Consider the following 25,468-nt stretch of genomic DNA (forward strand, 5'->3'; position numbering starts at 1 on the left):
GGGATGATCCCGCCGGGCGGCGTCTTTCTCAGATCAGCTCTCGAGCACGCGGAACGAGTAGGTGTTGAACACGGGTTCGTGGATCTCCAGCTCGTAGCTCTGCCCGCGTGCGTCGGCGCCCTCGCGCAGCGACTCGATCTCCGCCGCGTTGAAGCGGTTGACGGTGACGGTCAGCGCGCAGGCGACGATCACGGCGACAGCTACGGCCGCAGCGATGACTTTCGCGGTGGTGGACATACCCGTGGAGGGTAGGGGAACACCGCGCCGGATCGTTACGGCTTCGATACGCCCGGGCGAGACACCCGGCCGAGACACCCGGCCGGGCCGCCCCGCGCTACTTGATCTCGAGCAGCTGCTCGCCCTTGGTCACGCCGGCGCCCTCCTCGGCGGTCAGCCCGGTGACCGTGCCGGCCTTGTGGGCCTTGACGGGGTTCTCCATCTTCATCGCCTCGAGCACGGCCACCACGTCACCCTCGGCGACCTCGTCGCCCTCGGAGACGTTGACCTTGATCACGGTGCCCTGCATCGGGGCGAGCACGGCGTCGCCGGAGGCGGCGGTCGCCTTGCCGGTGGCGCGGCGCTTGCGGGTCTTGCGCCGCGGGGTGAACCCGCCCAGGGAGAGCGAGGAGGGCAGCGCGATCTCGACGCGGCGGCCGTTGATCTCGACGACGACCTTGTGGTTCGGGTCGGTGCCGTCCTCGTCGGCGGTCTCGGTCGGGTCGGTGAACGGCTCGATGGGGTTGTCCCACTCCTCCTCGATCCACTTGGTGTAGACCGAGAAGCCGTCCTCGTCGCCGATGAAGGCCGGGTCGGAGACGATCAGGCGGTGGAAGGGCAGCACGGTCGGCATGCCCTCGACGGTGTACTCGTCCAGGGCGCGCCGGGAGCGCTCGAGAGCCTCGGTGCGGTCCTCGCCGTAGACGATCAGCTTGGCCAGCATGGAGTCGAACTGGCCGCCGACCACGGAGCCCTCGCGCACGCCGGAGTCGACGCGCACGCCCGGGCCGGACGGCTCATGGTAGCCGGTGACGGTGCCGGGCGTCGGCATGAAGTTGGATCCGGCGTCCTCGCCGTTGACGCGGAACTCGAAGGCGTGCCCGCGCGGGGTCGGGTCCTCGGTGAAGCGCAGCTTTTCGCCCTCGGCGATGCGGAACTGCTCGCGGACCAGGTCGATGCCGGTGGTCATCTCGGTGACGGGGTGCTCGACCTGCAGGCGGGTGTTGACCTCCAGGAAGGAGACCAGGCCGTCGGAGCCGACGAGGTACTCGACGGTGCCGGCGCCGTAGTAGCCGGCCTCGCGGCAGATGCGCTTGGCCGAGGAGTGGATCAGCTCGCGCTGCTCGTCGGTCAGGTAGGGCGCGGGGGCCTCCTCGACGAGCTTCTGGAAGCGTCGCTGCAGCGAGCAGTCGCGGGTGCCCACGACGATGACGTTGTCGTGCTGGTCGGCGAGGACCTGGGCCTCGACGTGGCGGGCGCGGTCGAGGTAGCGCTCGACGAAGCACTCGCCGCGGCCGAAGGCGGTGGTGGCCTCGCGGGTGGCGGACTCGTAGAGCTCGGCGACCTCGTCGAGCTCGTGGGCGACCTTCATGCCGCGCCCGCCGCCGCCGAAGGCGGCCTTGATGGCGATGGGCAGGCCGTGCTTCCCGGCGAAGGCGACGACCTCGTCGGCGTCGGCGACCGGGTCCTGGGTGCCGGGCACCATCGGGGCGTCGGCGCGCTCGGCGATGTGGCGGGCGGTGACCTTGTCGCCGAGGGCGGCGATGGACTCCGGCGAGGGCCCGATCCAGATCAGCCCGGCGTCGATGACGGCGCGGGCGAAGTCGGCGTTCTCGGCCAGGAAGCCGTAGCCGGGGTGCACGGCGTTGGCGCCGGACTTGCCGGCGGCGGCGACGATCTTCTCGATGTCCAGGTAGGTCTCGGCGGCCGTCGAGCCGCCCAGGGCGAAGGCCTCGTCGGCCATCTCGACGAAGGGGGCGCCGGCGTCCGGTTCGGCGTAGACGGCCACGGAGGCGATTCCCGCGTCCTTGGCGGCGCGGATGACGCGCACGGCGATCTCTCCGCGGTTGGCCACGAGGACCTTGCTGATCTTCCGGGATTCGACGGCCACTGTCACTCTCCTGGGCTCGGTTGGGGCGTGGACGGGTGCTTGTTTCGGCACCGTAACTTACGCCAGTCTAGGGCACGCGACAAAAATTGAGCGAATCCTCATGTTTCGGCGCGCCGATTTCGACGTCCCGTCTATCGCACCGTCGGCGGGAACAGTTACGGGGGTGCCGCGCCGACAGGCGGCGCTGTTGTTGCGCTGGGGCTGTAGAAATGGGGTCATTGCGCCGGGCGCCGGCCCCGGCGTGGCCGGGGCCGGCGCGGTCGGTCCGGCGCGCGTGCCCGCGCGGTGCCGGTGCGAAAAACGGGTGCCACGCGAAGGCGCGGCACCCGTCGGTGGGGGAGCGGTCTAGGGCTCCTCGCCGGTGCGGATCGGCATGCGGATCATGTTGCCCCACTCGGACCACGAGCCGTCGTAGTTGCGCACGTTGTCGAAGCCGAGCAGGTACTTCAGCACGAACCAGGCGTGCGCGGAGCGGTCGCCGAGCTGGCAGTAGGTGACCGTGGGCGCGTCCGGATCGAGCGCGGAGTAGTTCTCGCGCAGCTCCTCGACCGGGCGGAAGTTGTTGTTGAAGTGCACCGCGGAGCGCCACGGGGCGTGCACGGCACCCGGGATGTGGCCGGAGCGCTCGACCGACTTCGGCGCGTAGTTCTGGTCGGAGGCCTTGCCGGTGTACTCGTCGATGTCGCGGACGTCGATCAGTGAGAGCCCGTTCTCGCCGCGGGCGGCGGCGAGCACCTCGTCGACGAAGACGCGGGCCGAAGAGTCGTCGCGCTCGACGACGGGGTAGTCGGTGGCCGGGTACTCGGGCACGGCGAAGGAGGTGTCGCGCTCCTCGGCCATCCAGGCGTCGCGGCCGCCGTCGAGGAGGCGGACGTCCTCGTGGCCGAACAGCTCGAAGACCCACAGGGTGTAGGCGGCCCACCAGTTGGACTTGTCGCCGTAGATGACCACGGTGTCGTCGCGGGAGATGCCCTTCTCGCGCATCAGGCGGGCGAAGGCCTCGCCGTCGATGAAGTCGCGGGTGACCGGGTCGTTGAGGTCGCGCTGCCAGTCGATGCGCACGGCTCCGGGGATGTGCCCGATGTCGTAGAGGAGCGCGTCCTCGTCGGACTCGACGACCCGCAGCCCCTTGACGCCGAGCCGGGCGGAGAGCCACGCGGCGGTGACCAGCCGCTCCGGTTGGGCGTACTGCTGGAAGGGTGGGTGCGGATCAAACGGCACTGGCACGATGGTGACCTTTCTGCTGCCGGGACTGCTTCGTCGCCCACACGCGGGGATCGGTGGGGGCGACGTATATTTGTACCCCCACGATACCGCCGTGGGGCCCCGCGGTCACGCAGACGGACGCGCCATGACGCAGTTCACGGCATGGCGTGTGTCGGGCGGGCGTCGGGCCGGCGCGGGACCTACCGGTCCAGCAGCGTGGCCACGCAGTCCGGGTCGGCGTCGGAGAGCATCTGGCGGCAACGGTCGTACTCGTCGTCCTCGTCGATCAGCTTCGCGGCACGGGCCAGCGCGGCGATGGCGCGCAGCACGCCCTGGTTCGGCTCGTGCGAGAAGGGCACCGGGCCCCAGCCCTTCCAGCCGTTGTGGCGCAGGCGGTCCAGGCTGCGGTGGTAGCCGGTGCGCGCGAAGGCGTAGGCGACGAGCTTGTCTTCGTCGGCGGCCTTCTCCCCGGCCGCCTCGAGGGCGTCGAGGGCCTGCTCGGCGCGGGAGGCCCACACCAGCGGGCTGTCCGGGTGGGCGATGGCCGTGGCCGGGGTCTGCGGGTCGTGCGCCTCTGCGGCCGGGTCGGCGGGCAGGTGGACCGGGGGCGGGGCGAGCATGTCGTTGATCTCCATGGCGCCCACACTAACCCGCTACGGGCCACGCACGCCCGCGGCCCGGTCACCTGCTGATACAATTCCACGCGGTTATCGCCCGGGTCCGGGGCCGGCGCCGTGGGGCGGCGCGTCCGGGCCCGGGCACGGCGCGCGCGGTCCGTCCACCGCGCGGCGCGAAGGACGACGACGGGACGGGGAAGAGGACCGCTGGTTCTGAGGTGACTACGAGCGTGGACAACTCCGGGCACCCGGGTGGTCTCGGCACCGCGAAATACCGCTACGACCTCGACGGACTGCGCGGCATCGCCATCGCCTTCGTCGTCATCTTCCACGTCTTCGTCGGCCGGGTCTCCGGCGGCGTCGACGTCTTCCTGCTGCTGTCGGGCTACTTCTTCCTGGGTTCCCAGCTGCGCTACGCCGAGCGCCCCGACGCCTCGCTGAACATGTGGTGGCCGATCTGGCGCACCGCACGCAGGCTCCTGCCGTCGCTGGTCCTCGTGCTCACGGCGACCACGCTCGCCGTGGCCTGGTTCGTGCCCGCGCTGCGCCAGCTCGGCGTCGCCAATCAACTCGTGGCCAGCCTGTTCTACTACCAGAACTGGGAGCTGGCGAACCAGGGCCAGGCCTACGGTGCGGCCTCGGCGACGACCAGCCCGCTGCAGCACATCTGGTCGATGTCGGTGCAGGGGCAGTTCTACCTGTGCGCCGTGCTGCTCGGCTGGATTATCGCGGTGATCCTGCGCCGCCAGCGCCGCGCCGGGCGCGAGAGTGTCACCCCGGCCGTGCGCATCGCCGGGCCGGTGCTCATCGCCGCCACGGTGCTCTCCTTCTGCTACGCGGTCCACCTGCACCGAGTGGACCAGGCGCTGAACTACTACTCGACGTTCTCGCGCATGTGGGAGCTGACCCTCGGTGCGGTCCTGCTGCTCTACGGCTCGCGCATCCACCTGGCCCGCTGGGCCCGCGAGGTCTGCACCGTCGTCGGCCTGGCCATGGTGGTCACCACCGGCCTGCTCTTCGACGGCGCCGCCTACTTCCCGGGCCCCTGGACGCTCTACCCGCTGGGCGGGGCCGTGCTGGTCATCCTCGGCGGCGGCCGGGTGGCCTCGGTGCTGGCGAGCCGCTTCGCGCGCTGGCTCGGCGGCATCGCCTACGCGCTCTACCTGTGGCACTGGCCGATCCTCATCCTGTCGACCGTGATGCTCGGCATGACCCGCCCGCCGGTCTGGCTGGGCGTGCTCGTCATCGCCGGCTCCCTGGTGCTGGCCGACCTGACCCACCGCTTCATCGAGAGCCCGCTGCAGCAGAAGGCCAAGCGCCCGACGCGCTCGGAGAACCGCGTGGCCGACGCCTCGCGCAAGGTGGTCAACGAGACCCCGGCGCTGCTGCGCGCCGCCGGTGGCGTGACCGTCGCTCTGGTCGCCTCCGGCCTGTTGTCGGTGCCCGGGGCCTGGCAGTCCAGCGTCAGCCAGGTCGAGGACGGCACCCTGGACCCGGCCGACCACCCGGGCGCGCGCGTGCTCACCGGCGCGAAGGCCCCGGAGGGCGTCAAGCCCGGCCCGGACCCCTACGCGCTGGCGGACACCGTCTCGCCGGCGTGGGCCGCCGGCTGCATGTCCACCTTCGAGGACGACCCGGACGAGCTGGTCATCGACCGCTACACCGGCGAGGAGGCCGAGCACTGCATCTTCGGCGACAAGGACGCCGAGGTCGAGGTCTACCTGATCGGCGGCTCGCACGCTGAGCAGTGGATGGCCCCGATGGACGAGCTGGGCAAGAAGCACGGCTTCAAGGTCGTGCCGCTGGTGCGCCAGTCCTGCCCGGCCTTCGTCACCGAGCTCGACGGCGTCTTCGACGAGGGCTGCCAGATCTTCAACCAGCGCGTCATCGAGCGCATCGAGGAGCGCCAGCCGGACCTGGTGGTCTCCAACTCCACGCGCCCGCTGCTCGAGCTCGGCGAGACCATCGACTCGGTGCCGCAGTCCTACATCACCCTGTGGGACTTCCTGGCCGGCGAGGGCATCCCGTTCCTCGGCCTGCGCGACAACCCCTGGTTCCTCCTCGAGGACGGCGGGCCCGACATGGTCTCGCAGTGCCTCGAGGAGGGCAACGACTTCCACGACTGCGGCCGCCCGATCGACCACATCTACGCCGACTCCGACCCGGCGCGGCCCTACCTGGAGGCCCGCCCCGACATGCTCGCGGTGGACACCTCCGGCTGGTTCTGCCCGGACGGCTTCTGCGGCGCGGAGATGGGCAACATCTACATGTGGCGCGACGGCAACCACATGTCCGACGACTTCGCCCTCTCGCTGCAGGACCTGCTGTGGGCGCAGCTGCGCAAGCTCCTGCCGCCGGAGGCCGACGGGTTGCTTGACGACGCCGCGTCCGCCGACGAGGCGGGCACCTCCGGCGCGGAGACCACGGCCGGGCGCAGCCCGGCCCAGGGCGCGGGCGGCGCGGGCGGTGCCGGTGCCGCGGGCGGCACGGGCAGCACGGGCGGTGCGGGGCAGGCCCCGCAGGCGCCGAGCCGTCAAAAGAACACCTACGGCAACGGCACGGGGCCGTCCGCGGGTGCGGGCTACGGCACCGGCGGCTACGGCAGCACCTACGGCACCGGGGACGGATCCGGCTACGGCAGTCAGCAGGGGCAGGGCTACGCCCCGCCGGCCTACGGCGGCGGTTACGGCTACGGCTACTGAGCCCGGCCGATGGTCACCGGGCTGAACCGGTCAGCCGACCCGGGGAGAGCCCCTCAGCGGGCCCAGAAGGCGCTGACCGGGTAGCCGAAGGCGTTGAGCGCCCGGCGTAGCAGCGGCAGCGACAGCCCGATCACCGAGGAGGGGTCGCCCTCGATGCGGTCGATGAACCAGCCGCCGAGCGCCTCCAGGGTGAAGGCCCCGGCGCACTCGAGAGGCTCGCTGGAGGCCGCGTAGGCGGCGATCTCGTCCTCGCGGGCGTCGGCGAAGAAGACGCGTGTGCCGGCCGTCTCGACGATCTCGCGGCCGTCGGGGCCGATCACGCAGTGCCCGGTCAGCAGGTCCGCCGCCTTGCCGGCCTGGGCGCGCCAGCGCTCGACGACACGCTCGGCGGTGTGCGGCTTACCCTGCAGCTCGCCGTCGAGCAGCAGCATCGAGTCGCAGCCGATGACGACGGCGGGCGTGTCGCCGTCAAGGCGCGCGCGCACCGCGCGCGCCTTGGCCACGGCGAGGGCGGCCACGACGTCGGCGGGCGCGGCGTCGTCAAGCGAGGAACGGATGGCGTCCTCGTCGACGTCGGCGGGGATGAGCTCCGGCTCGCAGCCGCCGGCGTGCAGCAGCGCGGCGCGCGAGGGGGAGCGGGAGGCCAGGATCAGGCGCACGGGTTCGGGCACGGGCGTACTCACCGGTAGGTCAGCGTGCGGAAGGCGGCCGGGTTGAAGCCCGCGACGTGCAGGCGGCGGGCGCCGGTGTGGCCCCAGTCGTTGCGCTCGCGCTCCTGCGGTCCCGAGGAGCGGCGCGCGACGTCGTGGAGCACCTTGTCCAGGGCGGCGATCTCGACGTCGTCCGGGTGCCCGCTCAGGACGGTGAACATCGGTTGCGCAGTGGTCATCGTTCCTCCTTACAGCGGGGTGTTCGGGTGCTTCTTGGCCGGCGGGTAGATGACCTTACGGTCGAACAGGCGCAGGCCCTCGACGAGCTGGCCGCGCGTCTGGTTCGGCGGGATGACGGCGTCAACCAGGCCGCGCTCGGCGGCCAGGTACGGGGTGAGCGCCTCGGCCTCGTACTCGGCGGTGAACTTCTCGCGCATCGCGGCGGTGTCCTTGCGGCGGCGCTCGGCCTTGGCCAGCTCCGCGGCGTGGATCTCCGGGACAGCGACGTCCGCGGTCACCGCGGCGATCTCCGCGGTCGGCCAGGCGAAGACGAGGTCCGCGCCCAGGTGCTTGGCGCCCATGACCATCGCCGCCGCACCCATCGCCTTGCGGGTGACCACAGTCAGCGTGCCGACGGCGGCCTCCGCGTAGGCGGCGGCCAGCTTGCCGGTGCAGCGCACCACGCCGGCCAGCTCCTCGCCGGTGTCCGGCAGGAAGCCGGGCACGTCGACGAAGGTGACCACCGGGATGTTGAAGGAGTCCGCCACGCGGATGAAGCGGGCGGCCTTCTCGGCGGCGGCCGCGCTCAGGCAGCCGGCCAGGGCGACCGGCTGGTTGGCCACGACGGCCACCGCGCGGCCCTCGATGCGACCGAAGCCGGTGACGACGTTGTCGGCGTAGGCCGCCTGCAGCTCGAGGAACCAGCCGTTGTCGACGACGCGCTCGATGACCTCGCGGACGTCGTAGGGCACCGTGGAGTCGTCCGGGATGACGGCGTCGAGCTCGCGGTCACGGTCGGTGACGTTCTCGCTGATCGGGCCGGTCACACGCGCGTCCAGGTCGCGCGGGGCCTCGGCGCGGTTGTTGGCCGGCAGCACGCCGAGCAGCTCGGCGACGGCCGTGACCGCGGAGGCGTCGTCGGCGGCCGTCAGGTGCGCGGTGCCGGAGGTCGCCGCGTGCGCCTGCGCGCCGAGGTCGGCGGCCGGGTCGACCTCGGCGCCGGTGACGGTGGTGATGATCTCCGGCGGGGTCAGGCTCACCGCGGCGCCGCCCTCGACCATGACCGTGAAGTCGGCCAGGGAGGCCAGCAGCGCGTGCGGGCCGGTCAGCTCGCCGGTGACGACGCTGATCTGCGGGATCAGGCCGGAGGCCTTGGCCTGCCCGGCGATGATCGTGGAGTAGAAGGCCATCGCGGCGACGTTCTCGGCGGCACGCGCGCCGGCGCCCTCGAGGAAGGCGACCAGCGGCACGCCGGTGGTGGCGGCCAGCTTCTGGACCTTGGTGATCTTCTCGCCGTGGACCTCGCCGAGGCGGCCGTCGAAGATGTCGCGGTCCTGGGCGAACACGCAGATCTTGCGGCCGTCCACGGTGCCGTAACCGGCGACGATGCCGTCGGTGGCGGGGCGGTCGGCGTCCAGGCCGTGCGCCTCCACGCGGTGGCGGGCCAGGGCGTCGATCTCGACGAAGGAGTCGTGGTCCAGCAGGTGCTCGACCCGCTCCCGGGCGGTCAGCCGCCCGGCCTCGTGGGTCGCCTCGACGGCCTTCTCGCCCCGCGGGGCGTGGGCCTCCTCGAGGCGCTGCTGGAGTCCGGCCAACTTTCCGGCGGTGGTGGAAAGATCAGTCATGGGCTTCGATTCTAGATCGTCAGCGGTCTGTTGCCGGGACCGCCTCCGCCCGCCGCGTGCGCCCGGAGCCCGTGACGCGCGGGTGGCACCCGCGCCGGGACGCGCTCAGCGCCTGCGGTCGCGGGCGGTGCGCGTCCGTGGCGGGCTAGATGTAGGAGACGCCGGGCAGCGGTGCGGAGGAGATTCCCGAGAACATATCGCCCGGGGCGGCCCAACCGTTTCGCCCCGCCGGGCACGACCCGCCGCGGCGGGCGGCGACGCGCCCGCGGCCCGGGGTGCCGATAGCGGCCGCGGCGGTGGTGCGGCCGACGGCGACGACGGTGGCCAGCGCGGCCAGCTCGTCGGCGGTCGGGGAGCCGTTGGTGACGGTGAAGAGGGGAGACATCTTTTTCTTGTCCTTCCGGGTGTTCGGTGGGCGGGGGCGGGGTGGGCTGCTTCGGTGGGCGGCTGGATCAGAGCGGCATGTTGCCGTGCTTGCGCGCCGGGCGGGTCTTCCGCTTGGTGGCCAGCAGGCGCAGGGCGCGGGCGATCTCGCCGCGGGTCTCGCTGGGCAGGATCACCGCGTCGACCAGGCCGCGCTCGGCGGCGAGGTACGGGTTGAGGATGTAGTCGTCGTACTCGCGCTCGAGGCGGGCGCGCAGCGCGGCGACCTCGGCCTCGGCGTCCTCGGGGGAGTGGTTCGCCACGGCCTCGGCCTCGGCGGCCTTGAGCGTGCGGCGGTGGATGAAGCCGACCGCGCCGGCCGCGCCCATCACCGCGATCTGCGCGGTGGGCCAGGCCAGGTTGAGGTCCGCGCCCAGGCCCTTGGAGCCCATGACGCAGTAGGCGCCGCCGTAGGCCTTGCGCATGGTCACCGTGATCTTCGGGACGGTGGCCTCGGCGTAGGCGTAGAGCAGCTTCGCGCCGCGGCGCAGGATGCCCTGGTGCTCCTGGTCGGCGCCGGGCAGGAAGCCGGGCACGTCGACGAGCATGACCACCGGGATGTTGAAGGCGTCGCAGGTGCGCACGAAGCGGGCGGCCTTCTCGGCGGCGTCGATGTCCAGGCAGCCGGCGAAGTGGGTCGGCTGGTTGGCCACGAACCCCACCGAGGCGCCCTCGACGCGGCCGAAGGCGCAGACGACGTTCTCGGCGCGCTCGGCCTGGATCTCGAGGAACTCGCCGTCGTCGGCCACGGCGGCGACCACGTCGCGCACGTCGTAGGGGGTGCTCGGCGAGTCCGGGATGATCGAGTCGAGGGCGAGGTCGGTCTCGGTCAGCGAGTCCGCGATCTGCCCCTCCTCGACCTCGGCGGGCTCGACGGGGGCGAGCTCGCGGTTGTTGCCGGGCAGGTAGCTGACCAGCTCCTGGACCCACTCGAGGGCGTCGGTGTCGTCGGCGGCGGTGTAGTGGGAGTTGCCGGCGGTGGTCATGTGCACCTCGGCGCCGCCGAGCTCGGCCTGGGTGATCTTCTCGCCGGTGACGGTGGTGATCACGTCCGGGCCGGTGACGAACATCTTCGCCGAGTCGCGGACCATGACCACGAAGTCGGTCAGCGCGGGCGAGTAGGCGTTGCCGCCGGCGCAGGCGCCCATGATCACGGAGATCTGCGGGACCACGCCCGAGGCGCGCACGTTGTGGTAGAAGGTCTGCGCGATGAAGTCGAGCGAGACCACGCCGTCCTGGATGCGCGCGCCGGCGCCCTCGTAGAGGCCGATCAGCGGGCGGCCGGTCTCGCAGGCCAGCTGCTGCAGCTTGGTCATCTTCTCGCCGTAGACCTCGCCGAGGGCGCCGCCGAAGACGGTGCCGTCCTGGGAGAACACGCAGACCTCGCGGCCGTCGATGGTGCCCCAGCCGCAGATGATGCCGTCCGTGACCGGGCGGCGCTTGTCCATCCCGAAGGCGTGGGTGCGGTGGCGGGCCAGCTCGTCGATCTCGACGAAGCTGCCCTCGTCGAGCAGGACGTCCAGGCGCTCGCGGGCGGTCAGCCGCCCCTTGTCGTGCACCTTGTCCACGGCGGCCTGGCCCATCGGCAGGCGGACCTCGGCGCGCCGCCGGCGGAGGTCGTCGTTGCGCTCGGCGGTCGTCGGCGGGGCGGTGAGCACCGCCGAAGATGAGGGATCAGTCATGTTCGGCGATAGTAACCATCCCGGGCAAATGTTTCAAGACCGAAGTGATCGGGATTTGCCGCGCCACCTGCGTCACCCCAGGTTACGGTGCCGAAGGTTGGCGGAAAATTATTCGCTCCACCTACTCTGGTCGGCGTGAACATCACCACCGTGCGCGAGGCCCTCGCGGAGTTCTACCCGTCCATCGAGTACGTCGAGGAGACCGGCTCGACCAACGCCGACCTCATCGACGCCGCCGACCCCGTCGACCGCACCGTGCTGCTGGCCGGGCACCAGTCCGCCGGCCGCGGGCGCAAGGGCCGCAGCTTCACCGCCCCGCCCGGCACCCAGCTGATCTTCTCCGTGGTCTACCGCCCGGCCGCCGAGGTCTTCGCCGGCCCCGTCTCCGAGGTCCTCGACAGGCTCGGCCTGCTGCCGCTGACCGCCGGCCTGGCCTTCTCCGACGTCGTGGCCGGCTCGAAGCTGAAGTGGCCCAACGACGTGCTCGTGCGCGGCAAGAAGGTCTGCGGCATCCTCGCCGAGGCCGACGGCCTGGGCGAGGACCACCCGCGCATCGTCCTCGGCTGCGGGCTGAACGTCTCCATCGCGCCCGAGGACCTGCCGGTGCCCACCGCGACCTCGCTGGCCATCGAGAACGACCTCCTTGCGGGTGAGGGCATGGAGGCCGTCGCCGTCGCCGTGCTCACCGCCCTCGAGCGCCGCGTGCGCCAGTGGGAGTCCGGCTCGCCGCAGCTGCTGACCGACTACCGCGCCGCCAGCGGCACCATCGGCCAGGCCGTGCGCGTGGAGACCCCCTCGGACACCATCTACGGCGTGGCCGAGGGCATCGCCGAGGACGGCGAGCTCGTCGTCGTCGACGACCAGGGCATCCACCGCACCCTCTCGGCCGGCGACGTCACCCACCTGCGACCCTGGCGGCCCGGCCAGTGACGCCCGGCCGCGACCCGCACGCCGCGCCGGCGCCCCGGGCGCGGCGCCCCGAGCGGCTCATCGTCGACCTGAGCGCCCCGCTGGGCTCGCTGACCTTCGCCGTGCTCGAGTGCGTCCTGATCACGGCCCTGGCCTGGATCGCCGTCGGCTACCTCGACGGCCCGGGTGCGGGCACCGTCAGCGTCGACGTGCGCAACGGCATCGTCGGCGTGTGGGCGATCCTGCTGGCCTGGCGCCTGCTGCTGCCGCTGTTGCGCGCCCGCCACCAGCTCTTCCAGCTGACCGACCGGCGGATCCGCGTGCGCCCGGCCAAGCTGACCGCGCGCACCGGCAGCATCCGCCTCGCGGACGTCCTCGACGCCAACCGGCGCCGCCGCGGCACCGTCTCGCTCATGGTGCGCGGCTACGAGCGCCCCCTCGTCTTCGAGCGCGTCGCGCACACGCGCAAGGTCGTCGGACTCATCCGCGAACGCCTGCGCTGACACCCCGCGCCGGGCGGGCGGCGTGAGCGCGCACGCGCCGACGCCGCAGCGCACCCACGCCGCGCCAGGGCCGCCCACGTGGGGGAGGGGCGGCGTCGGCAATCGGGCCGCGCACTAGGATGAGCACCGTGACTGACTCCGGAAACCCCCACGCCCACGCCCCCGGAACGCCCACCGTCGCCGTCATCGGCGACGGTCAGCTCGCGCGCATGATGCAGACCGCGGCCATCGAGCTCGGCCAGTCGGTGCGCCTGCTCGCCGGCGCCCCCGACGCCTCCGCCGCCCAGGTCGCAGCCGACTGCGTCCAGGGCGACTACCACGAGCTCGCCGACCTCGAGCGCGCCGTCGAGGGGGCTGACGCCGTCACCTTCGACCACGAGCACGTGCCCAACCGGCACCTGCGCACCCTGCTCGACCGCGGCGTCGTCGTCGAGCCGCGCCCCGAGGCGCTCATCTTTGCCCAGGACAAGCTCGAGCAGCGCCGCCGCCTCCACGAGCTCGGCCTGCCCGTGCCGCCGTTCGCGGCCATCGAGTCGATTGACGACGCCGTGGAGTTCTTCGAGCGCGTCGACGGCGCCGTCTGCCTGAAGGCGACGCGCGGCGGCTACGACGGCCACGGCGTGTGGTTCCCCGGGGACCTCGAGGACCTGAAGAAGCTGGCGGAGAAGCTGCTGGGCGACGAGGTCCCGCTGATGGCCGAGGAGAAGGTACCCTTCACCCGCGAGCTGTCCGCGATGGTCGCGCGCAACCGCAGCGGCGAGTGCGTCGCTTGGCCCGTCGTCGAGTCCGTGCAGGCCGACGGCATCTGCCACGAGGCCGTCGCCCCGGCGCCCGGGCTGCCCGTCGACATCGAGCGCGGCACCCGCACCCTGGCCGAGACCATCGCCCGCGAGCTGGACGTCACCGGCGTGCTGGCCGTCGAGCTCTTCGAGGCCGAGGGCCCCGAGGGGGCGCCGCGCGTGGTGGTCAACGAGCTGGCCATGCGCCCGCACAACACCGGCCACTGGACCCAGGACGGCTGCGTGACCAGCCAGTTCGAGCAGCACCTGCGTGCCGTGCTCAACATGCCGCTTGGCTCGACCGAGCTGGTCACCCCGCACACCGTCATGGTCAACACCCTCGGTGCCGACGAGTCGCCCGAGATGCCGCTGACCGAGCGCGTCAACGCCGTGTGGCGCCGCTTCCCGCACGCCAAGATCCACCTCTACGGCAAGTCGCACCGGCCCGGGCGCAAGCTCGGCCACGTCAACGTCACCGGCTCCGATCTCGGCGCCGTGCGCCGCGAGGCCCAGCTGGCCGCGCACTTCCTGGTGCACGCCGTGTGGGCCGACGGCTACAGCGAGGCCTGAGCCCCGCCGGGGCCGGCCACCGGAACCTGACCGCCCCCGAAACTGACCGCTGAACCCCGAAGGAAGGAACCTTCACCATGCAACCCGTCGTCGGCCTGATCATGGGCTCGGACTCCGACTGGGACACCGTCCAGCCCGCCGCCGAGGTGCTCGCCCAGTTCGGCGTGCCATTCGAGGTCGGGGTCGTCTCCGCCCACCGCACCCCGGACCGCATGCTCGAGTACGCCAAGACCGCCCGTGAGCGCGGGCTCAAGGTCATCCTCGCCTGCGCCGGGGGCGCCGCCCACCTGCCCGGCATGGTCGCCGCCGCGACCCCGCTGCCGGTGATCGGCATCCCGCGCGCGCTGAAGAACCTCGACGGGCTGGACTCGCTGCTGTCTATCGTCCAGATGCCCGGCGGCGTGCCGGTGGCCACCGTCTCCGTCGACGGGGCGAAGAACGCGGGGCTGCTGGCCGTGCGCATCCTCGGCGCCGGCGACGCCGCGCTGGCCGAGAAGATGGAGGCCTACCAGAAGGAGATGGCCGACGGCGTGCTGGACAAGGACGCCGCGCTGAAGAAGCGGCTGCTCGGCGAGTGAGCGGGACCGCGTGAGCCGGGCGACGCAGCAGTGGCCGATCCTGGTGCTCGGCTCCAAGACCGACGGCGGCCGGGCCCAGCCCGTGCTGGCCGCCCGCCTGCGCACCGCCGCCGCGGTCGCCGCTGAGCGCCCCGGCGTGCCCGTCGTGGTCTCCGGGCGCGGCGAGTCCGACGTCATGGCCCGCGACCTGCGTCAGGCCGGGGTCGATCCGGCGCGCATCGTCGCCGAGCCGCTGGCGACCTCCACCAACGAAAACCTCGAGCACGCCCGCCGGCTCTTCCCGGACGCCGGCGGCTTCATCGTGGTCACGAGCAACTACCACGCCCGCCGCGCCCGCCTGTGGGCCTGGCACCTGGGCATCCCCGTCGAGGTGATCCCGGCACCGACGCCCAAGGCCCAGCGCCGGGACACCTACCTGCGCGAGGTGCTCGCGCTGCCGCACTCGGCGACGCGCATCGCCTGGCGGCGTATCCTCGCCCGCCTCGGGCGGTGACGCCGCACTACCTGCGCAGCGGGTCCGGGGCGCCCGCTGGCCCGGTGCGTCGGCTCGTCAGCCCATCACCAGCCCGCCGTCGACCAGCAGGTTCGGGCCGGTCACCGCGCGCGATAGCGGCGAGGCGAAGAAGACGGCGGTGTCGCCGAACTCCTCGGGGGTGGTCGTCGAGCCCAGCGGGGCGCCGGCGGCGATCATGTCAAAGACCTCCTCCAGGGTGGCCGCCGAGGCATCGGTGGTGCGCAGCAGGCCGCCGGAGAACATATTGACGGTCACGTGCTTCGAGCCGAGGTCCTTGCAGAAGGTGCGCGTCAGCGACAGCAGCGCGGCCTTGGCGGCGGTGTAGTCGTGGTAGGGCACCGAGGGGGCCTGGAAGAGGTCGGTACCGATGTTGACCACGCGGCCGAAGCCGGCCTTCTCGAAGTCGGGCACGGCCAGCTGGATGGTGTTGAGCGCACCGTGGACGGCGCCGGAGAACTGGGCGTCGAAACGCCCGGCGGTGATGTCCTCGGCCTTCGGGCGGGCGTCGCCGTCGAAGGGGAAGTCGACCAGCGCGTTGACCACGGTGGTCACCGGGGCGTCGAAGTGCTCGTGGGCGCGTCGCCCGCGTGCGAGGACCGGACATCCCTTCGCCAGTATTGACTGGATCAGGTTCGACGGGTGCCATCTCAGCCTTCCCCCTAAGGGGAAAGCACCCCGTGTCACTGGACCCGAAGTTAGCGTCGTCACAGCTTCGGCGGTGGGGTCGGGGTGGGTGCGGGTGCCGCCGGTGGCCGCCGGCCGTGGCCGACGTTTCAGGAGCCGGTTAGCGGTTCATGGCCTTCTGCAGCTCCGGGTACCAGACCGGGGAGAAGGAGCCGATGAGCATCAGCAGCGCGAAGAGGGCGGCGCCGACGCCGACGCCGATGCCGATCTTCTTGGCCTGCTCGAGGCCCTCGTTGAGCTTGCTGTTTTCGTCGCCGGAGGAGATGCTCGCGGCGCTGAGGATGGCGTCGTCGTCCGCGCCGGCGGAGGCGCACTTGCGCAGGGCGTCCTTGCGCGGGCCGTCGAGCTCGACGGTCGCGGTGCGGTAGGCGACGACCAGGCGGTTCTGCAGCGTCTTGTCGGTGGTGTTGACCGTGGCGTTGAAGTCCTCGATGTTGCCCTTGAGGGCGTCGCTGAGGCCGGTCAGCTCCAGGGCGATGTTGGTCTTGTCCACGCCCCACTCGCCCTTCTCCAGGGAGGACGTGTGCTCCTTGTTCGCCTCGCGCTGCAGGCGTAGGGCGGCGGTCGGCACAATGGTCCACGGATCGCTGTAGCCGTTTTCCTTGACCAGGTCATTGGCCTTGCCGAAGTCCCCGGCGCGGAGGGTTAGACGGCCCTGCTCGGCGGCGGGGCGGACGATCTCCTCGAGGCCTGGAACGGCGTCGTAGAAGACGTCGGCCTGGGCCTGGAAGCGCTTGCCCTCGAGCTCGGCGTAGCGGTCGTGATCGGCCTGGTCGTAGACGATCGTGCAGCGCTGGGCGTCCTTGTGGTAGGTCACCTCGGCGGCGTTGGCCTGCGGGGCGGTGAGCAGGGTGGAGGCGGTCGCGGCGGCGGTGAACACCGCGATGGCGGACTTGCGGTTCATGCGGAACTTCATGTTCAGAATCCTGTTGTGTGGCGCGACAAAGGGCTTAGAGCAAGATAATAGCGTGCTGGATTATGAATGTGCGCCTGATCTGTCAACGGGGGTGTGGTTACCCCTGGGGCAGATGTTTCCTGTGGGGTCCGGGGTGTTCCGGGAACCGATTGACCGGTCCGGTCGGTCCAACAGGTTGAGACGAGTATGCCGAACGAGAGGACCGTCGTCGTGGATTACCGCGGCACCGAGATTGACAGGCGCCTGTCCCACCACCTGCAGGGAGATGACCTGCACCGGCAGGCGCCTGTGCCGTGTCGCGGCAAGGTCGTGGAGGCTGCCTTCCAGACGACGGTGTATCCGTCGGAGCCAGCGGAGGAGTTTGCCCGACGTTTCCGGCTCGCCTCCCCGGACCTGTGCGTCCCGGCCGAGTCCGCCCGCAACGACAAGTTGGTGATGTCGCAGGGCGAGGCCCATCCGCGCCGGATCAAGTACTGGGTCCCCGCCGTCGACCGGATCTACGCCCACCTGTCCATCCGCCCGCGCGCGGTCGCCGCGGTGTGGAGCGCCGCGATGCTCTGAGGCGTACCCGAGTTCAGCGACTCGGCCGACACCGTCCTCTTCAACCGGGGCGGCGACAAGCGGGTGGCCCGACACAGCCTCGAGCCCACGCTCCTGCGGCGGGACATGACGGGGCTGACGTGGTCGACCACGCTGTGGGACCTGCAGGTCAGGGTTGCGCCGCCGATGATGACCGCCCTGCACTGCATCCGGTCAGCCCTGCTCGGAACCCATCGCTGGCCTGTGCCGGAGGTACCCGGTCTGGATCCGGACCTGGTGCGTGCGGTGCAGGTCGCGGACCGGTTCATGCATGTGTGGCAGATCGGTCCCGAGGAGTTCCGCGCGTGCGCGAGTCCGTTCATCGCCGCCGGCAGGCTCGATTCGGTGCTGCGGTTGGCTGATGCCGGTGCGGAGTCGGTGCCCGAGACCACGACCAGGCTCCAGGCCGTCACCGTGTTCAAGGGGAAGGACTGCACCTGGACGACGCAGTTGAAGATCCGGGTGAGCGACCGGTTGATCTCGGTCGCCGACGTCGGCTGCGCGGAGCTGAAGATCGCGAACTTCTACGACGGCGAGCACCACCTGAAACGCCGCCAACGCGACAAGGACTTCGCCCGCCGCCACGAGATCCAGAGCGCCGGTTGGACGGTCATCGTGCTCACCGCCGGCATGCTCCATGAGCCCGAGAGGTGGTTGCCGGATCTGGCCGGCTACATCGACCGGATTCGGGCCCGGCAGGTCGGATGAACGGGCTCCGGTAGGGGAGCGGTGGGGCCGGGACACCGGTTTTCGGTCTCTGGTCGGCCATGTGCGGTGCGGATTTACCGACCGCGGGTCGGTAACCAATTTTGGCCGATCCTGCGACCTGGGGTTTTGTGGAGGCCAAATCAGCTTTACCGACCGGGACCCGGTAAAAGCCCCCGCGCAGGCCGGCCCAGCCGCGGTCTGGGCCCGGTTCGGGGCCCGATCCAGCCTCAGCGCAACCTCGATTCCGCCCCGACCGGGCGCCCGCTCCCTCAGTCGGAGTACCGCGCCCGGCCCTTCCAGACCAGCCAGGTCGCCAGCACCATCACCAGCGCGAAGAGCCCGGGCCAGATCGCGGGATCGGCCCGGAAGACGTTGAGCACGGCCTGCAGGACAGCCAGCGCGGTCAGGAACCCGACGAAGCCCAAGGCGGTGTCCCAGACCAGGGCCCGCCGCCGGCTCTCGGACGCGCCCGGGCCAGGCCCGGGGCCCGCCCCAGGACCAGACCCAGCGCTCGACCCGGGACGGGAGCCGGGCCCGCCCCCGGACGCATCCCCGCCCCCGGCCTGATCCTCCGAACTCACGCCTTGACCCCGCCCGCGGTCAGCCCGGAGACGATCCGGCGCTGGAAGAACAGCACCATGATCACCAGCGGGATCGTGACCAGCGCGCCGGCGGCCATGATCGAGGTGTACGGGTACTCGAAGGCGCTCGGGCCCGAGAAGCGCGCGATCGCCACGGTCACCGGCTCGGTGTCGGTCGTGGACAGCTGGCGGGCGAGCATGAACTCGTTCCAGGTCGCGATGAACGCCAGGATCGCCGTGGTGAACAGCGCCGGGGCGGCCAGCGGCAGCAGCACCTTACGGAAGGCCTGCCCGCGGCTGGCGCCGTCGACGCGCGCGGCCTCCTCGAGCTCCCAGGGCAGGGTGCGGAAGAAGGAGACCAGCGTGTAGACGGTCAGCGGCAGCGCGAAGGAGATGTTCGGGATGATCAGCGCCTGGTAGGTGCCGATCCACCCGAGGTCACCGAAGAGCTGGAAGAGCGGGGTGACCAGCGCGATGCCGGGGAACATCGAGGCGGCCAGGACGATGCCGGTGACGATGCCCTTGCCGGAGAAGTCCAGCCGGGCCAACGCGTAGGCGGTGAACACGCCCACGGCCACGGCCAGCGCGGTCGTCGTCGCAGAGATCAGCAGCGAGTTGCCGATCGCGCCCAAAAAGTCGTTGCCCTTGTCCGTGGCCAGCGCATCGCGGAAGTTGTCCAGCGTGACGTGCGTGGGCCACGGGGTGGTGTCGAACGTGTGCGACGGGTCGCGCAGCGCGGTGACGACCATCCAGTAGAAGGGCGCGAGCCCCCAGATCAGAATGAAGATCAGGCCCAGGTAGTTGCCGATGAACGAACGCGTCTTGCTCATCGCGCACCGCCTTCCACGTCGTGGTCGCCTCGATTGCCGACGTCGCGTGGGTCGCCGTCGCGCATCGCGTCACCGTCGCGCGTGGCGTCACCGCCGCGCGCTCCGACCCCGGCGGACCCCGCACGCCCGCGGCCGAAGTGCTCGCGCAGCCCGCGCAGGCCCCGGGCCCGGCTTTTGCCGCCGGGCAGGTTGCGGGTGCCGGAGACGTCCGCGCCGAGGAAGCGGATCATGACGAACGCCACGGCGAAGATGAGCAGGAAGATCAGGGTGGACAGCGCGGAGGCCGAGTTGAAGTGGCCCTGGCGCATGTCCTCGACCACCAGCTGGGAGACCGTGGCGGTCGGCGAGTTCGAGGACCCGGAGATCATGATCACCGGCAGGTCGTACATGCGCAGCGCGTCGAGGGTGCGGAAAAGCACGGCCACCATCAGCGCCGGGCGCACCAGCGGCAAGGTGATGCGGGTGAAGCGCTGCCAGGCCGAGGCACCGTCGACGCGGGCGGCCTCGTAGAGCTCCTTGGGGATCATCTGCAGGCCGGCGAGGATGAGCAGCGCCATGAACGGCGTGGTCTTCCAGACGTCGGCGATGATCACGGCGGTGCGTGCGGCCCACGGGTCGGTGGTCCAGGCGATGTCGGTGCCCAGCGTCGCGTTGACCACGCCGTCGGGGGCGAACATGAACTGCCAGAGCTTGGCCGTGACGGCCGTGGGGATCGCCCAGGGCACGAGCACGGCGGCGCGGACCAGACCGCGGCCGCGGAACTCGCGGTTCATCACCAGCGCCATGATCACGCCGAGGACCGTCTCGAGGGCCACGGTGACCACGGTGAAGAACAGAGTGATGCGCACCGCCGGCCAGAAGTCGGTGGCGATGACGCCGGGCGGGCAGACCCCGGCGGAGCAGCGCTGGGTCAGCCAGTAGAAGTAGTGGTCGAGGCCGGCGAAGCCGCCCTCGGTGAACAGGCCGGTCTCGGGGTCGAGCCCCTTGTCGGCCTGGAACGACAGCCAGACCGCGCGCACGATCGGGTAGCCGATGACCACGGCCAGCACGATCATGGCCGGGGCGATCAGCCAGGCGGCGTTGCGCGCCTGGACGCGCGCCTGGCGGCGCGCGCCGGTCCGGCCGGACTTACGGGTTCCGGTGGGGGAGGGGCGCTCCGCGGTGGTCACCCCACCTGCGGCGCGGGCGGAACCCGCGGTCCCGCCGGCACCGTCCCCGCCACCGTGCGGTACGGCTGTCGACCCGGACACGCTGGGTTACTCCGCCGAGGCGTTCTCGATCGCGGCCTTCATGTCCGCGGTGGCCTTGTCCACGTCGGCGTCACCGTTGACGGCGGCGTAGGCGTTGTCCTGGATGGCCTTCGAGATGGCGTCGTAGAACGGGCTGACCGGGCGCGGCTTGGCGTTCTCCAGCGACTCCTTGAGCGCCGGCAGGTAGGGCTGCTCGGCGATGAGCTCCTGGTCGTCGTAAATGGAGGCGAGCACCGGCGGGAAGGAGGCCTCGGCGAAGGAGCGCTGGCTCTCCTCGCTGACGACGAACTCGATGAAGTCGCGGGCGGTGGCCTTGTAATCGGAGTTGATGTTGATGCCGTTGTTGTAGCCGCCGAGGGTGGACACACCCACGCCGTCCTTGCCCACCAGGGGCTGGACCTCGACCTTGCCGGCGACGGCGGAGCCGTCCTCCTCGGAGTTGGCGTACATGTACGGCCAGTTCACCGCGTAGGCGGTCTTGCCCTCGGTGAAGGCCAGGTTGGTCTCCTCCTCGGTGGCGGCGGTGGAGTCCTTGGCCACGGTGCCGTCCTCGTAGCCGTCGACCAGGGCCTGCAGGCCCTCCTTCGAGGCGTCGGAGTCGACGGCCGGGGTCTTGCCGTCGTCCTCGAGCACGGAGCCGCCCCAGCCGGCCATGAACCCGGCGGTGTTGACGGTCAGGCCCTCGTACTGCTTGAGCTGCAGGGTCAGGCAGTCGACCTGGGCCTCCTCGGCCTGCTTGCAGGACTCCTTGAGGCTGGCCCAGTCGGTGGGCGCCTCCGGGATGATCTCGGTGTTGCGGAAGAGTAGCTGGCCGTTGGTGTTCTGCGGCAGCGCGTACAGGGTGTCGTTGTAGGTGGCGGACTCGACGGTGGCGTCGAGCAGCTCGGAGGTGTCGACCTCGAGGTCGCCGGTCAGCGGGGCGAGCCACTGGTTGGCGGCGAACTGGGCGGTCCACACGACGTCGAGGGCCATCACGTCGTAGTCGGTGTTGCCGGCCTGCAGGGACTGCACGAGGGTCTCACGCTGGGCGTCGGCCTCGCCGGCGAGCTCGGAGAGGGTGACCTCCTCGTCCGGGTGCTCCTTGTTCCACCGGTCGATGATCGGGATGATCTTGTCGGTGTCGTTCTTGCCCATCGCGAAGGTGATGGGGCCACGGCCGTCGGTGTTCTCGGCCTCGGGGGCGGAGGAGGAGCCGTCGGAGCCGCACGCGGTGAGGGTGGCGCCGGCCACGGCGGTGGCGGCGAGGACGGCGCCGACGCGGCGCAGAGAGGTGAAGCGCATGGTTTCGGAACCTTTCAGTCGTGGATGCGCGGTGAACCCCAAGTTAATTGCGAGGCAACCCCGGGCGGCACGCTACGGCGCAAATTACCCCCGTGAGAGGGGAAAGACAGGTCCCATTCAGGAACTATGCGGCCCGACTTTCAGGGTTTGCTTGCCGACGCCGCGCCCGGCCCCACCGCCCGCGCGTGGTTGCGCACGCCCGCTCTTTCCCCGGTGGCGGGCGCCGACCCAACTAGTTGCGGGCGTCAGCCCGCAACCCGTCCGGTCCGAAGCGCAGCGCGGCGGCCGGGTCGTAGGCCATGCGCACCTCGGCGCCGCGCTCGGGGGCGGGGGCGTCGAGGAGCCGGGCGACCAGGCGCCCGCCGTCGCGGTGGGCGTAGACGTAGGACTCGGCGCCGAGCTCCTCGACGATGTCGACCGGCCCGCTCAGCTCGCGGAAGCCGGCCGGGCAGGCCTCGCCCTGCCCGAGCAGGCGCATGTGCTCGGGGCGCACGCCGAAGGTGACGTCGCCGGCGCCGGGGACGTCGTCGTGGAAGAGGTTCATCGACGGCGAGCCGATGAAGCCGGCGACGAAGAGGTTGACCGGGTCGCGGTAGAGCTCGCGCGGCGGGGCGACCTGCTGGAGCACGCCGCGGTCGAGCACGGCCACCCGGTCGCCCATCGTCATCGCCTCGACCTGGTCGTGGGTGACGTAGACGGTGGTCACTCCCAGCCGCCGCTGCAGGGCGGCGATCTCGGAGCGGGTGGACACACGCAGCTTGGCGTCGAGGTTGCTCAGCGGCTCGTCCATGAGGAAGACCCGCGGGTTGCGCACGATCGCCCGGCCCATGGCCACGCGCTGGCGCTGGCCGCCGGAGAGGTCCTTGGGCTTGCGGTCCAGAAAGTCGGTCAGCCCCAGGATCTCGGCGGCCTCGGCCACCCGGGCGTCGGCCTCGTCGCGGGGCACCTTGCGCAGGTCCAGGGCGAAGGACATGTTCTTGCGCACCGACAGGTGCGGGTAGAGCGCGTAGTTCTGGAAGACCATGGCCACGTCGCGGGCGGCCGGGTCGGAGTCGGTGACGTCGTCGTCGCCGATGAGGATGCGTCCGGACTCGACCGGCTCGAGGCCGGCCAGGGCGCGCAGCGTGGTCGACTTGCCGCAGCCGGAGGGACCGACGAGCACCAGGAACTCGCCGTCGGCGATCTCCAGGTCGAAGTCGGTGACCGAGGGGCGGTCCGCCCCGGGGTAGCGGACGGTGACGTTGTCGTAGGTGACCGGTGCCATGGCACCTCAGGCTAGCAGCGTGCGCCGCCTCAGAGGCGCAGAGTGACCTTCTCGGCCTCCGCGATCGCGTCGAGGCGGGCGGCCTCGGCGAAGCCGGAGACGACCACCGTCGAGCCGCCGACGGCCAGCGGCTCGAGGACCTGGCGGGTGAAGGAGGCGTCGTCGGTCCAGCCGGTGGCCAGCACGCGGGCGCCGGCGGGGATGTCGGTGCTCTCGGCCAGGTCGGCCAGGCTCATCGTCGGGGCGGGGAAGACGTCGGGGTAGAAGCGCACGGTCGGCCCGAAGTCGACCGCCCCGGGCGGCAGGGTGCCGCCGGTCTCGGCCACGCCGCGGCCGAAGGGGTCGTCGGTGACCAGCACCAGGTCGGGGCCGGGGTGGTCGCCGGCGCGTTCGGGGGAGGTGAAGACGACGTCCAGGTCGTCGGGCCCGGCCGCGGGCGCGCCGGGGTCCAGGGTGTGGTCCACGCCGGCGGCCATCGCGCCGAGGGCGATCGCGGCGGCCTGCCAGCCGACGGGCAGGTCGATGAGGATGCGGGAGTCGGCGTCGAGGTCGAGCTCCTCGAGCAGCATGGTGGCGACCTTGGCCGCCCAGTTGTCCAGGGTGGTCGCGGAGAAGTCGAGGCGGGCGCCGGTGTGCTCGTCGTAGACGGTCAGGCGCGGGCCGGCGGGGTCGGCGTCGAGGAGGTGGCGCAGCAGTTCCATGCACCCGATGGTAGGTCAGTTCACGCAGCGCGGACCGTCGCCGCCGGCGTCGATCTCGGGGGAGGCCTCGGGCTCGGTGCCGAAGTCGGCGCCGGGCTGGCCCACCGAGCCGTCGCCGCTGGGCGCCTCGGCCATCTGGTCGCCCTGGGGGCCGGCGTAGTCGTCGTGGGTGACCACGACCAGGGTGTCGGCGTCCAGGCCCTCGTTGACGGTCACGGGCAGCCCGCCGAGCTCCTCGGCGACGGCCTTGGCGGCCTCGCTGTCGGCGTCGCCGGCGACGACCTGGGACTCGGTGTAGATGCCCTCCAGGGCGTTGGAGACCTCGGCTACGTGGTAGCCGTGCTCCTCGAGCCAGCCGCCGACGGAGCCGGCCAGCCCGGAGACGGACCCGGCGTTGAGCACGTGCAGCTCGGCGTCAGCGGCCGCGGCCGCGGGCTCGCCGGCGGGCGGGGCCTCGCCGTCCTCGGGCTGCTCCTCCTCCCGGGTGCCGAGGAGGTCGTCCATGAAGGCGCGCACCTGGTCCGGGTCGACGGTGACGATGGACTCGCCGTAGTCGCCGACGCCGTCGAGCGAGGTCACCGGGACGGTGGTGAAGGTGACGTTGCCGCCGGCGAGGTTGGACAGCTGGGCGGCGAAGCTCATCACGTCCCAGTCCTCGTCGATGACCACGGAGCGCTCGACGGCGCCGCGCAGGTCGTTGAGGCGGCCCGGGTTGGTCAGGGTGCCGGCGGAGAGCAGCTTCTGCACCATCGAGGCCATGAAGGCCTGCTGACGGGTCACGCGGTCGAGGTCGCCGCGGGGCAGGCCGTGGCGCTGGCGGACGAACTTCAGGGCGTCCACGCCGTCGAGGGTCTGGCGGCCGGCGGGGAAGTCGGCGCCGGAGAACTCGTCCTGGACGGGCTCGTTGAGGCAGACGTCCACGCCGCCGACGGCGTCGGTGAGCAGCACGAAGCCGAGCAGGCCGATCTCCGCGTAGTGGTCGACCTCGATGCCGGTCAGCTCGGCGACGGTGGTGACCAGGCCCTCACGGCCGGCGGCGAGCTCCTCGCGGGCGATGCGCTGCTCGTCGGCGCCCTCCGCCTCCAGCTCGGAGCGGCGCTCGGCGGCGTGGGCGGCGAAGACGCCGTTGATCTTCATGTTGCCCAGCTCGTCGTCCTTGACGTAGGTGTCGCGCGGGATGGACACGGCTGTCGCGGAAGAGCCGTCGTTGGGCACGCGGATGACCATGATGGTGTCCGTGTTGTGCTCGCCCTCCTCGGCGCCGGCGTTGAGCGAGGCCAGCTCCTCCTGGCTCAACGGGTTGCCCTGGGCGTCGGTGCGCGAGTCGGAGCCGACCAGCAGGATGTCGGTGGCGCCGTCGGGGGCCTTCTTCATGCCCTGCCCGCCGCCGAGGGAGAGGTTGCCGGCGGAGGCGACCTCGTTGCCCAGCCGCCCGACGGTCAGGTAGCCGATGCCGGCGAAGACGAGCACGAGCACGGAGAGCACGGCGATGACGCCCTTGAGGCCGCCGGGGCCTGCCTGCCGGATGCGGGTGTCCGAGTCCGGGGCCGGCTGGATGGCCCTGACCTGGCGGTAGTGCTCACTCACTGC

Annotated in this window: 24 protein-coding genes, 2 pseudogenes and 1 riboswitch; of the genes and pseudogenes, 8 read left to right on the forward strand and 18 right to left on the reverse strand. The window is 71.6% G+C overall.

The genetic code is table 11. The features are described 5' to 3' along the window. Window positions 1–33: 33 nt before the first annotated feature. From QP119_RS09180 to QP119_RS09195, 4 genes are all read right to left on the reverse strand, one after another. Entirely contained in the window at window positions 34–237 is a 204-nt protein-coding gene (locus tag QP119_RS09180; protein ID WP_284775521.1) for a hypothetical protein, read from the reverse strand. A gap of 97 nt (window positions 238–334) precedes the next feature. After that, window positions 335–2,107, reverse strand: coding sequence for an acetyl/propionyl/methylcrotonyl-CoA carboxylase subunit alpha (locus QP119_RS09185; protein ID WP_284775523.1), 1,773 nt, complete (start codon window positions 2,105–2,107; stop codon window positions 335–337). Between the two features lie 345 nt (window positions 2,108–2,452). After that, window positions 2,453–3,334: a sulfurtransferase gene (locus QP119_RS09190; protein ID WP_284775525.1), complete on the reverse strand. Its 882-nt coding sequence runs from the start codon at window positions 3,332–3,334 to the stop codon at window positions 2,453–2,455. 179 nt (window positions 3,335–3,513) lie between these two features. After that, the gene (locus QP119_RS09195; protein ID WP_284775527.1) at window positions 3,514–3,948 is read right to left on the reverse strand and encodes a DUF3151 domain-containing protein; all 435 of its coding nucleotides are present in this window, start codon (window positions 3,946–3,948) and stop codon (window positions 3,514–3,516) included. Window positions 3,949–4,160: 212 nt separating this feature from the next. Between QP119_RS09195 and QP119_RS09200 the strand changes: the two are divergent. After that, window positions 4,161–6,281, forward strand: a pseudogene (locus tag QP119_RS09200) (acyltransferase family protein); the annotation flags it as partial. Between the two features lie 404 nt (window positions 6,282–6,685). Here the strand turns inward: QP119_RS09200 and QP119_RS09205 are convergent. From QP119_RS09205 to QP119_RS09225, 5 genes are all read right to left on the reverse strand, one after another. After that, the gene (locus tag QP119_RS09205) at window positions 6,686–7,291 is read right to left on the reverse strand and encodes a Maf family protein (RefSeq protein ID WP_284775611.1); all 606 of its coding nucleotides are present in this window, start codon (window positions 7,289–7,291) and stop codon (window positions 6,686–6,688) included. 20 nt (window positions 7,292–7,311) lie between these two features. Next, the gene (locus tag QP119_RS09210; protein ID WP_284775530.1) at window positions 7,312–7,521 is read right to left on the reverse strand and encodes an acyl-CoA carboxylase subunit epsilon; all 210 of its coding nucleotides are present in this window, start codon (window positions 7,519–7,521) and stop codon (window positions 7,312–7,314) included. Between the two features lie 9 nt (window positions 7,522–7,530). After that, window positions 7,531–9,126, reverse strand: a complete 1,596-nt coding sequence (locus QP119_RS09215; RefSeq protein WP_284775532.1) for an acyl-CoA carboxylase subunit beta — start codon at window positions 9,124–9,126, stop codon at window positions 7,531–7,533. Between the two features lie 145 nt (window positions 9,127–9,271). Continuing rightward, the gene (locus QP119_RS09220; protein WP_284775534.1) at window positions 9,272–9,511 is read right to left on the reverse strand and encodes an acyl-CoA carboxylase subunit epsilon; all 240 of its coding nucleotides are present in this window, start codon (window positions 9,509–9,511) and stop codon (window positions 9,272–9,274) included. Between the two features lie 67 nt (window positions 9,512–9,578). Next, window positions 9,579–11,231: an acyl-CoA carboxylase subunit beta gene (locus tag QP119_RS09225; RefSeq protein ID WP_284775535.1), complete on the reverse strand. Its 1,653-nt coding sequence runs from the start codon at window positions 11,229–11,231 to the stop codon at window positions 9,579–9,581. Window positions 11,232–11,366: 135 nt separating this feature from the next. Here QP119_RS09225 and QP119_RS09230 point away from each other — a divergent pair, with 135 nt between their 5' ends. The 5 genes from QP119_RS09230 to QP119_RS09250 all read left to right on the forward strand — a co-directional run bounded on the left by QP119_RS09230 (window position 11,367) and on the right by QP119_RS09250 (window position 15,063). Further along, complete coding sequence (locus tag QP119_RS09230) at window positions 11,367–12,161, forward strand: biotin--[acetyl-CoA-carboxylase] ligase (protein WP_284775537.1); 795 nt, start codon at window positions 11,367–11,369, stop codon at window positions 12,159–12,161. Then, window positions 12,158–12,643 (forward strand): hypothetical protein, encoded by a 486-nt coding sequence (locus QP119_RS09235; protein ID WP_284775540.1) that lies wholly within the window; start codon window positions 12,158–12,160, stop codon window positions 12,641–12,643. The genes QP119_RS09230 and QP119_RS09235 overlap by 4 nt, the downstream gene beginning before the upstream one ends. A gap of 119 nt (window positions 12,644–12,762) precedes the next feature. Further along, window positions 12,763–13,992, forward strand: a complete 1,230-nt coding sequence (locus QP119_RS09240; protein WP_284775541.1) for a 5-(carboxyamino)imidazole ribonucleotide synthase — start codon at window positions 12,763–12,765, stop codon at window positions 13,990–13,992. A gap of 77 nt (window positions 13,993–14,069) precedes the next feature. Then, complete coding sequence (purE, locus tag QP119_RS09245) at window positions 14,070–14,570, forward strand: 5-(carboxyamino)imidazole ribonucleotide mutase (RefSeq protein WP_284775543.1); 501 nt, start codon at window positions 14,070–14,072, stop codon at window positions 14,568–14,570. A gap of 10 nt (window positions 14,571–14,580) precedes the next feature. Beyond that, window positions 14,581–15,063 (forward strand): YdcF family protein, encoded by a 483-nt coding sequence (locus tag QP119_RS09250; protein ID WP_284775544.1) that lies wholly within the window; start codon window positions 14,581–14,583, stop codon window positions 15,061–15,063. 57 nt (window positions 15,064–15,120) lie between these two features. On the opposite strand, the pseudogene QP119_RS09255 reads toward QP119_RS09250, so the two are convergent. Next, window positions 15,121–15,663, reverse strand: a pseudogene (locus QP119_RS09255) (SDR family oxidoreductase); the annotation flags it as partial. 7 nt (window positions 15,664–15,670) lie between these two features. Further along, a riboswitch (TPP riboswitch) is annotated at window positions 15,671–15,772 on the reverse strand. Window positions 15,773–15,868: 96 nt separating this feature from the next. Beyond that, window positions 15,869–16,684 carry a hypothetical protein gene (locus QP119_RS09260; RefSeq protein ID WP_284775546.1) on the reverse strand — a complete coding sequence of 272 codons (816 nt, stop codon included), beginning with the start codon at window positions 16,682–16,684 and terminating at the stop codon, window positions 15,869–15,871. A gap of 186 nt (window positions 16,685–16,870) precedes the next feature. On the opposite strand from QP119_RS09260, the gene QP119_RS09265 reads away from it, so the two are divergent. Both QP119_RS09265 and QP119_RS09270 read left to right on the forward strand, forming a co-directional pair. Continuing rightward, on the forward strand, window positions 16,871–17,245 hold the full coding sequence (locus QP119_RS09265) for a hypothetical protein (protein ID WP_284775547.1): 375 nt from the start codon (window positions 16,871–16,873) through the stop codon (window positions 17,243–17,245). A 105-nt stretch (window positions 17,246–17,350) separates the two neighbouring features. Beyond that, complete coding sequence (locus tag QP119_RS09270; RefSeq protein WP_284775549.1) at window positions 17,351–17,971, forward strand: hypothetical protein; 621 nt, start codon at window positions 17,351–17,353, stop codon at window positions 17,969–17,971. A gap of 269 nt (window positions 17,972–18,240) precedes the next feature. Here the strand turns inward: QP119_RS09270 and QP119_RS09275 are convergent, their stop codons facing one another. The 7 genes from QP119_RS09275 to QP119_RS09305 all read right to left on the reverse strand — a co-directional run bounded on the left by QP119_RS09275 (window position 18,241) and on the right by QP119_RS09305 (window position 25,465). Next, the gene (locus tag QP119_RS09275; protein ID WP_284775614.1) at window positions 18,241–18,396 is read right to left on the reverse strand and encodes a hypothetical protein; all 156 of its coding nucleotides are present in this window, start codon (window positions 18,394–18,396) and stop codon (window positions 18,241–18,243) included. Window positions 18,397–18,548: 152 nt separating this feature from the next. Continuing rightward, entirely contained in the window at window positions 18,549–19,382 is an 834-nt protein-coding gene (locus tag QP119_RS09280; protein ID WP_284775551.1) for a carbohydrate ABC transporter permease, read from the reverse strand. Continuing rightward, entirely contained in the window at window positions 19,379–20,437 is a 1,059-nt protein-coding gene (locus QP119_RS09285) for a carbohydrate ABC transporter permease (protein ID WP_284775612.1), read from the reverse strand. The genes QP119_RS09280 and QP119_RS09285 overlap by 4 nt, the downstream gene beginning before the upstream one ends. 201 nt (window positions 20,438–20,638) lie before the next feature. Then, entirely contained in the window at window positions 20,639–21,913 is a 1,275-nt protein-coding gene (locus QP119_RS09290) for an ABC transporter substrate-binding protein (RefSeq protein ID WP_284775553.1), read from the reverse strand. 232 nt (window positions 21,914–22,145) lie between these two features. Further along, window positions 22,146–23,177, reverse strand: coding sequence for an ABC transporter ATP-binding protein (locus tag QP119_RS09295; protein ID WP_284775554.1), 1,032 nt, complete (start codon window positions 23,175–23,177; stop codon window positions 22,146–22,148). A gap of 29 nt (window positions 23,178–23,206) precedes the next feature. Beyond that, a complete protein-coding gene (locus QP119_RS09300; RefSeq protein WP_284775555.1) occupies window positions 23,207–23,878 on the reverse strand; it encodes a TIGR03089 family protein in 672 nt (223 codons plus the stop codon). A 15-nt stretch (window positions 23,879–23,893) separates the two neighbouring features. Further along, window positions 23,894–25,465, reverse strand: coding sequence for an LCP family protein (locus tag QP119_RS09305; protein ID WP_284775558.1), 1,572 nt, complete (start codon window positions 25,463–25,465; stop codon window positions 23,894–23,896). Between the last annotated feature and the right edge of the window lie 3 nt (window positions 25,466–25,468).

The sequence above is a fragment of the Corynebacterium frankenforstense genome (assembly GCF_030211955.1).
GTDB lineage: Bacteria > Actinomycetota > Actinomycetes > Mycobacteriales > Mycobacteriaceae > Corynebacterium > Corynebacterium frankenforstense_A.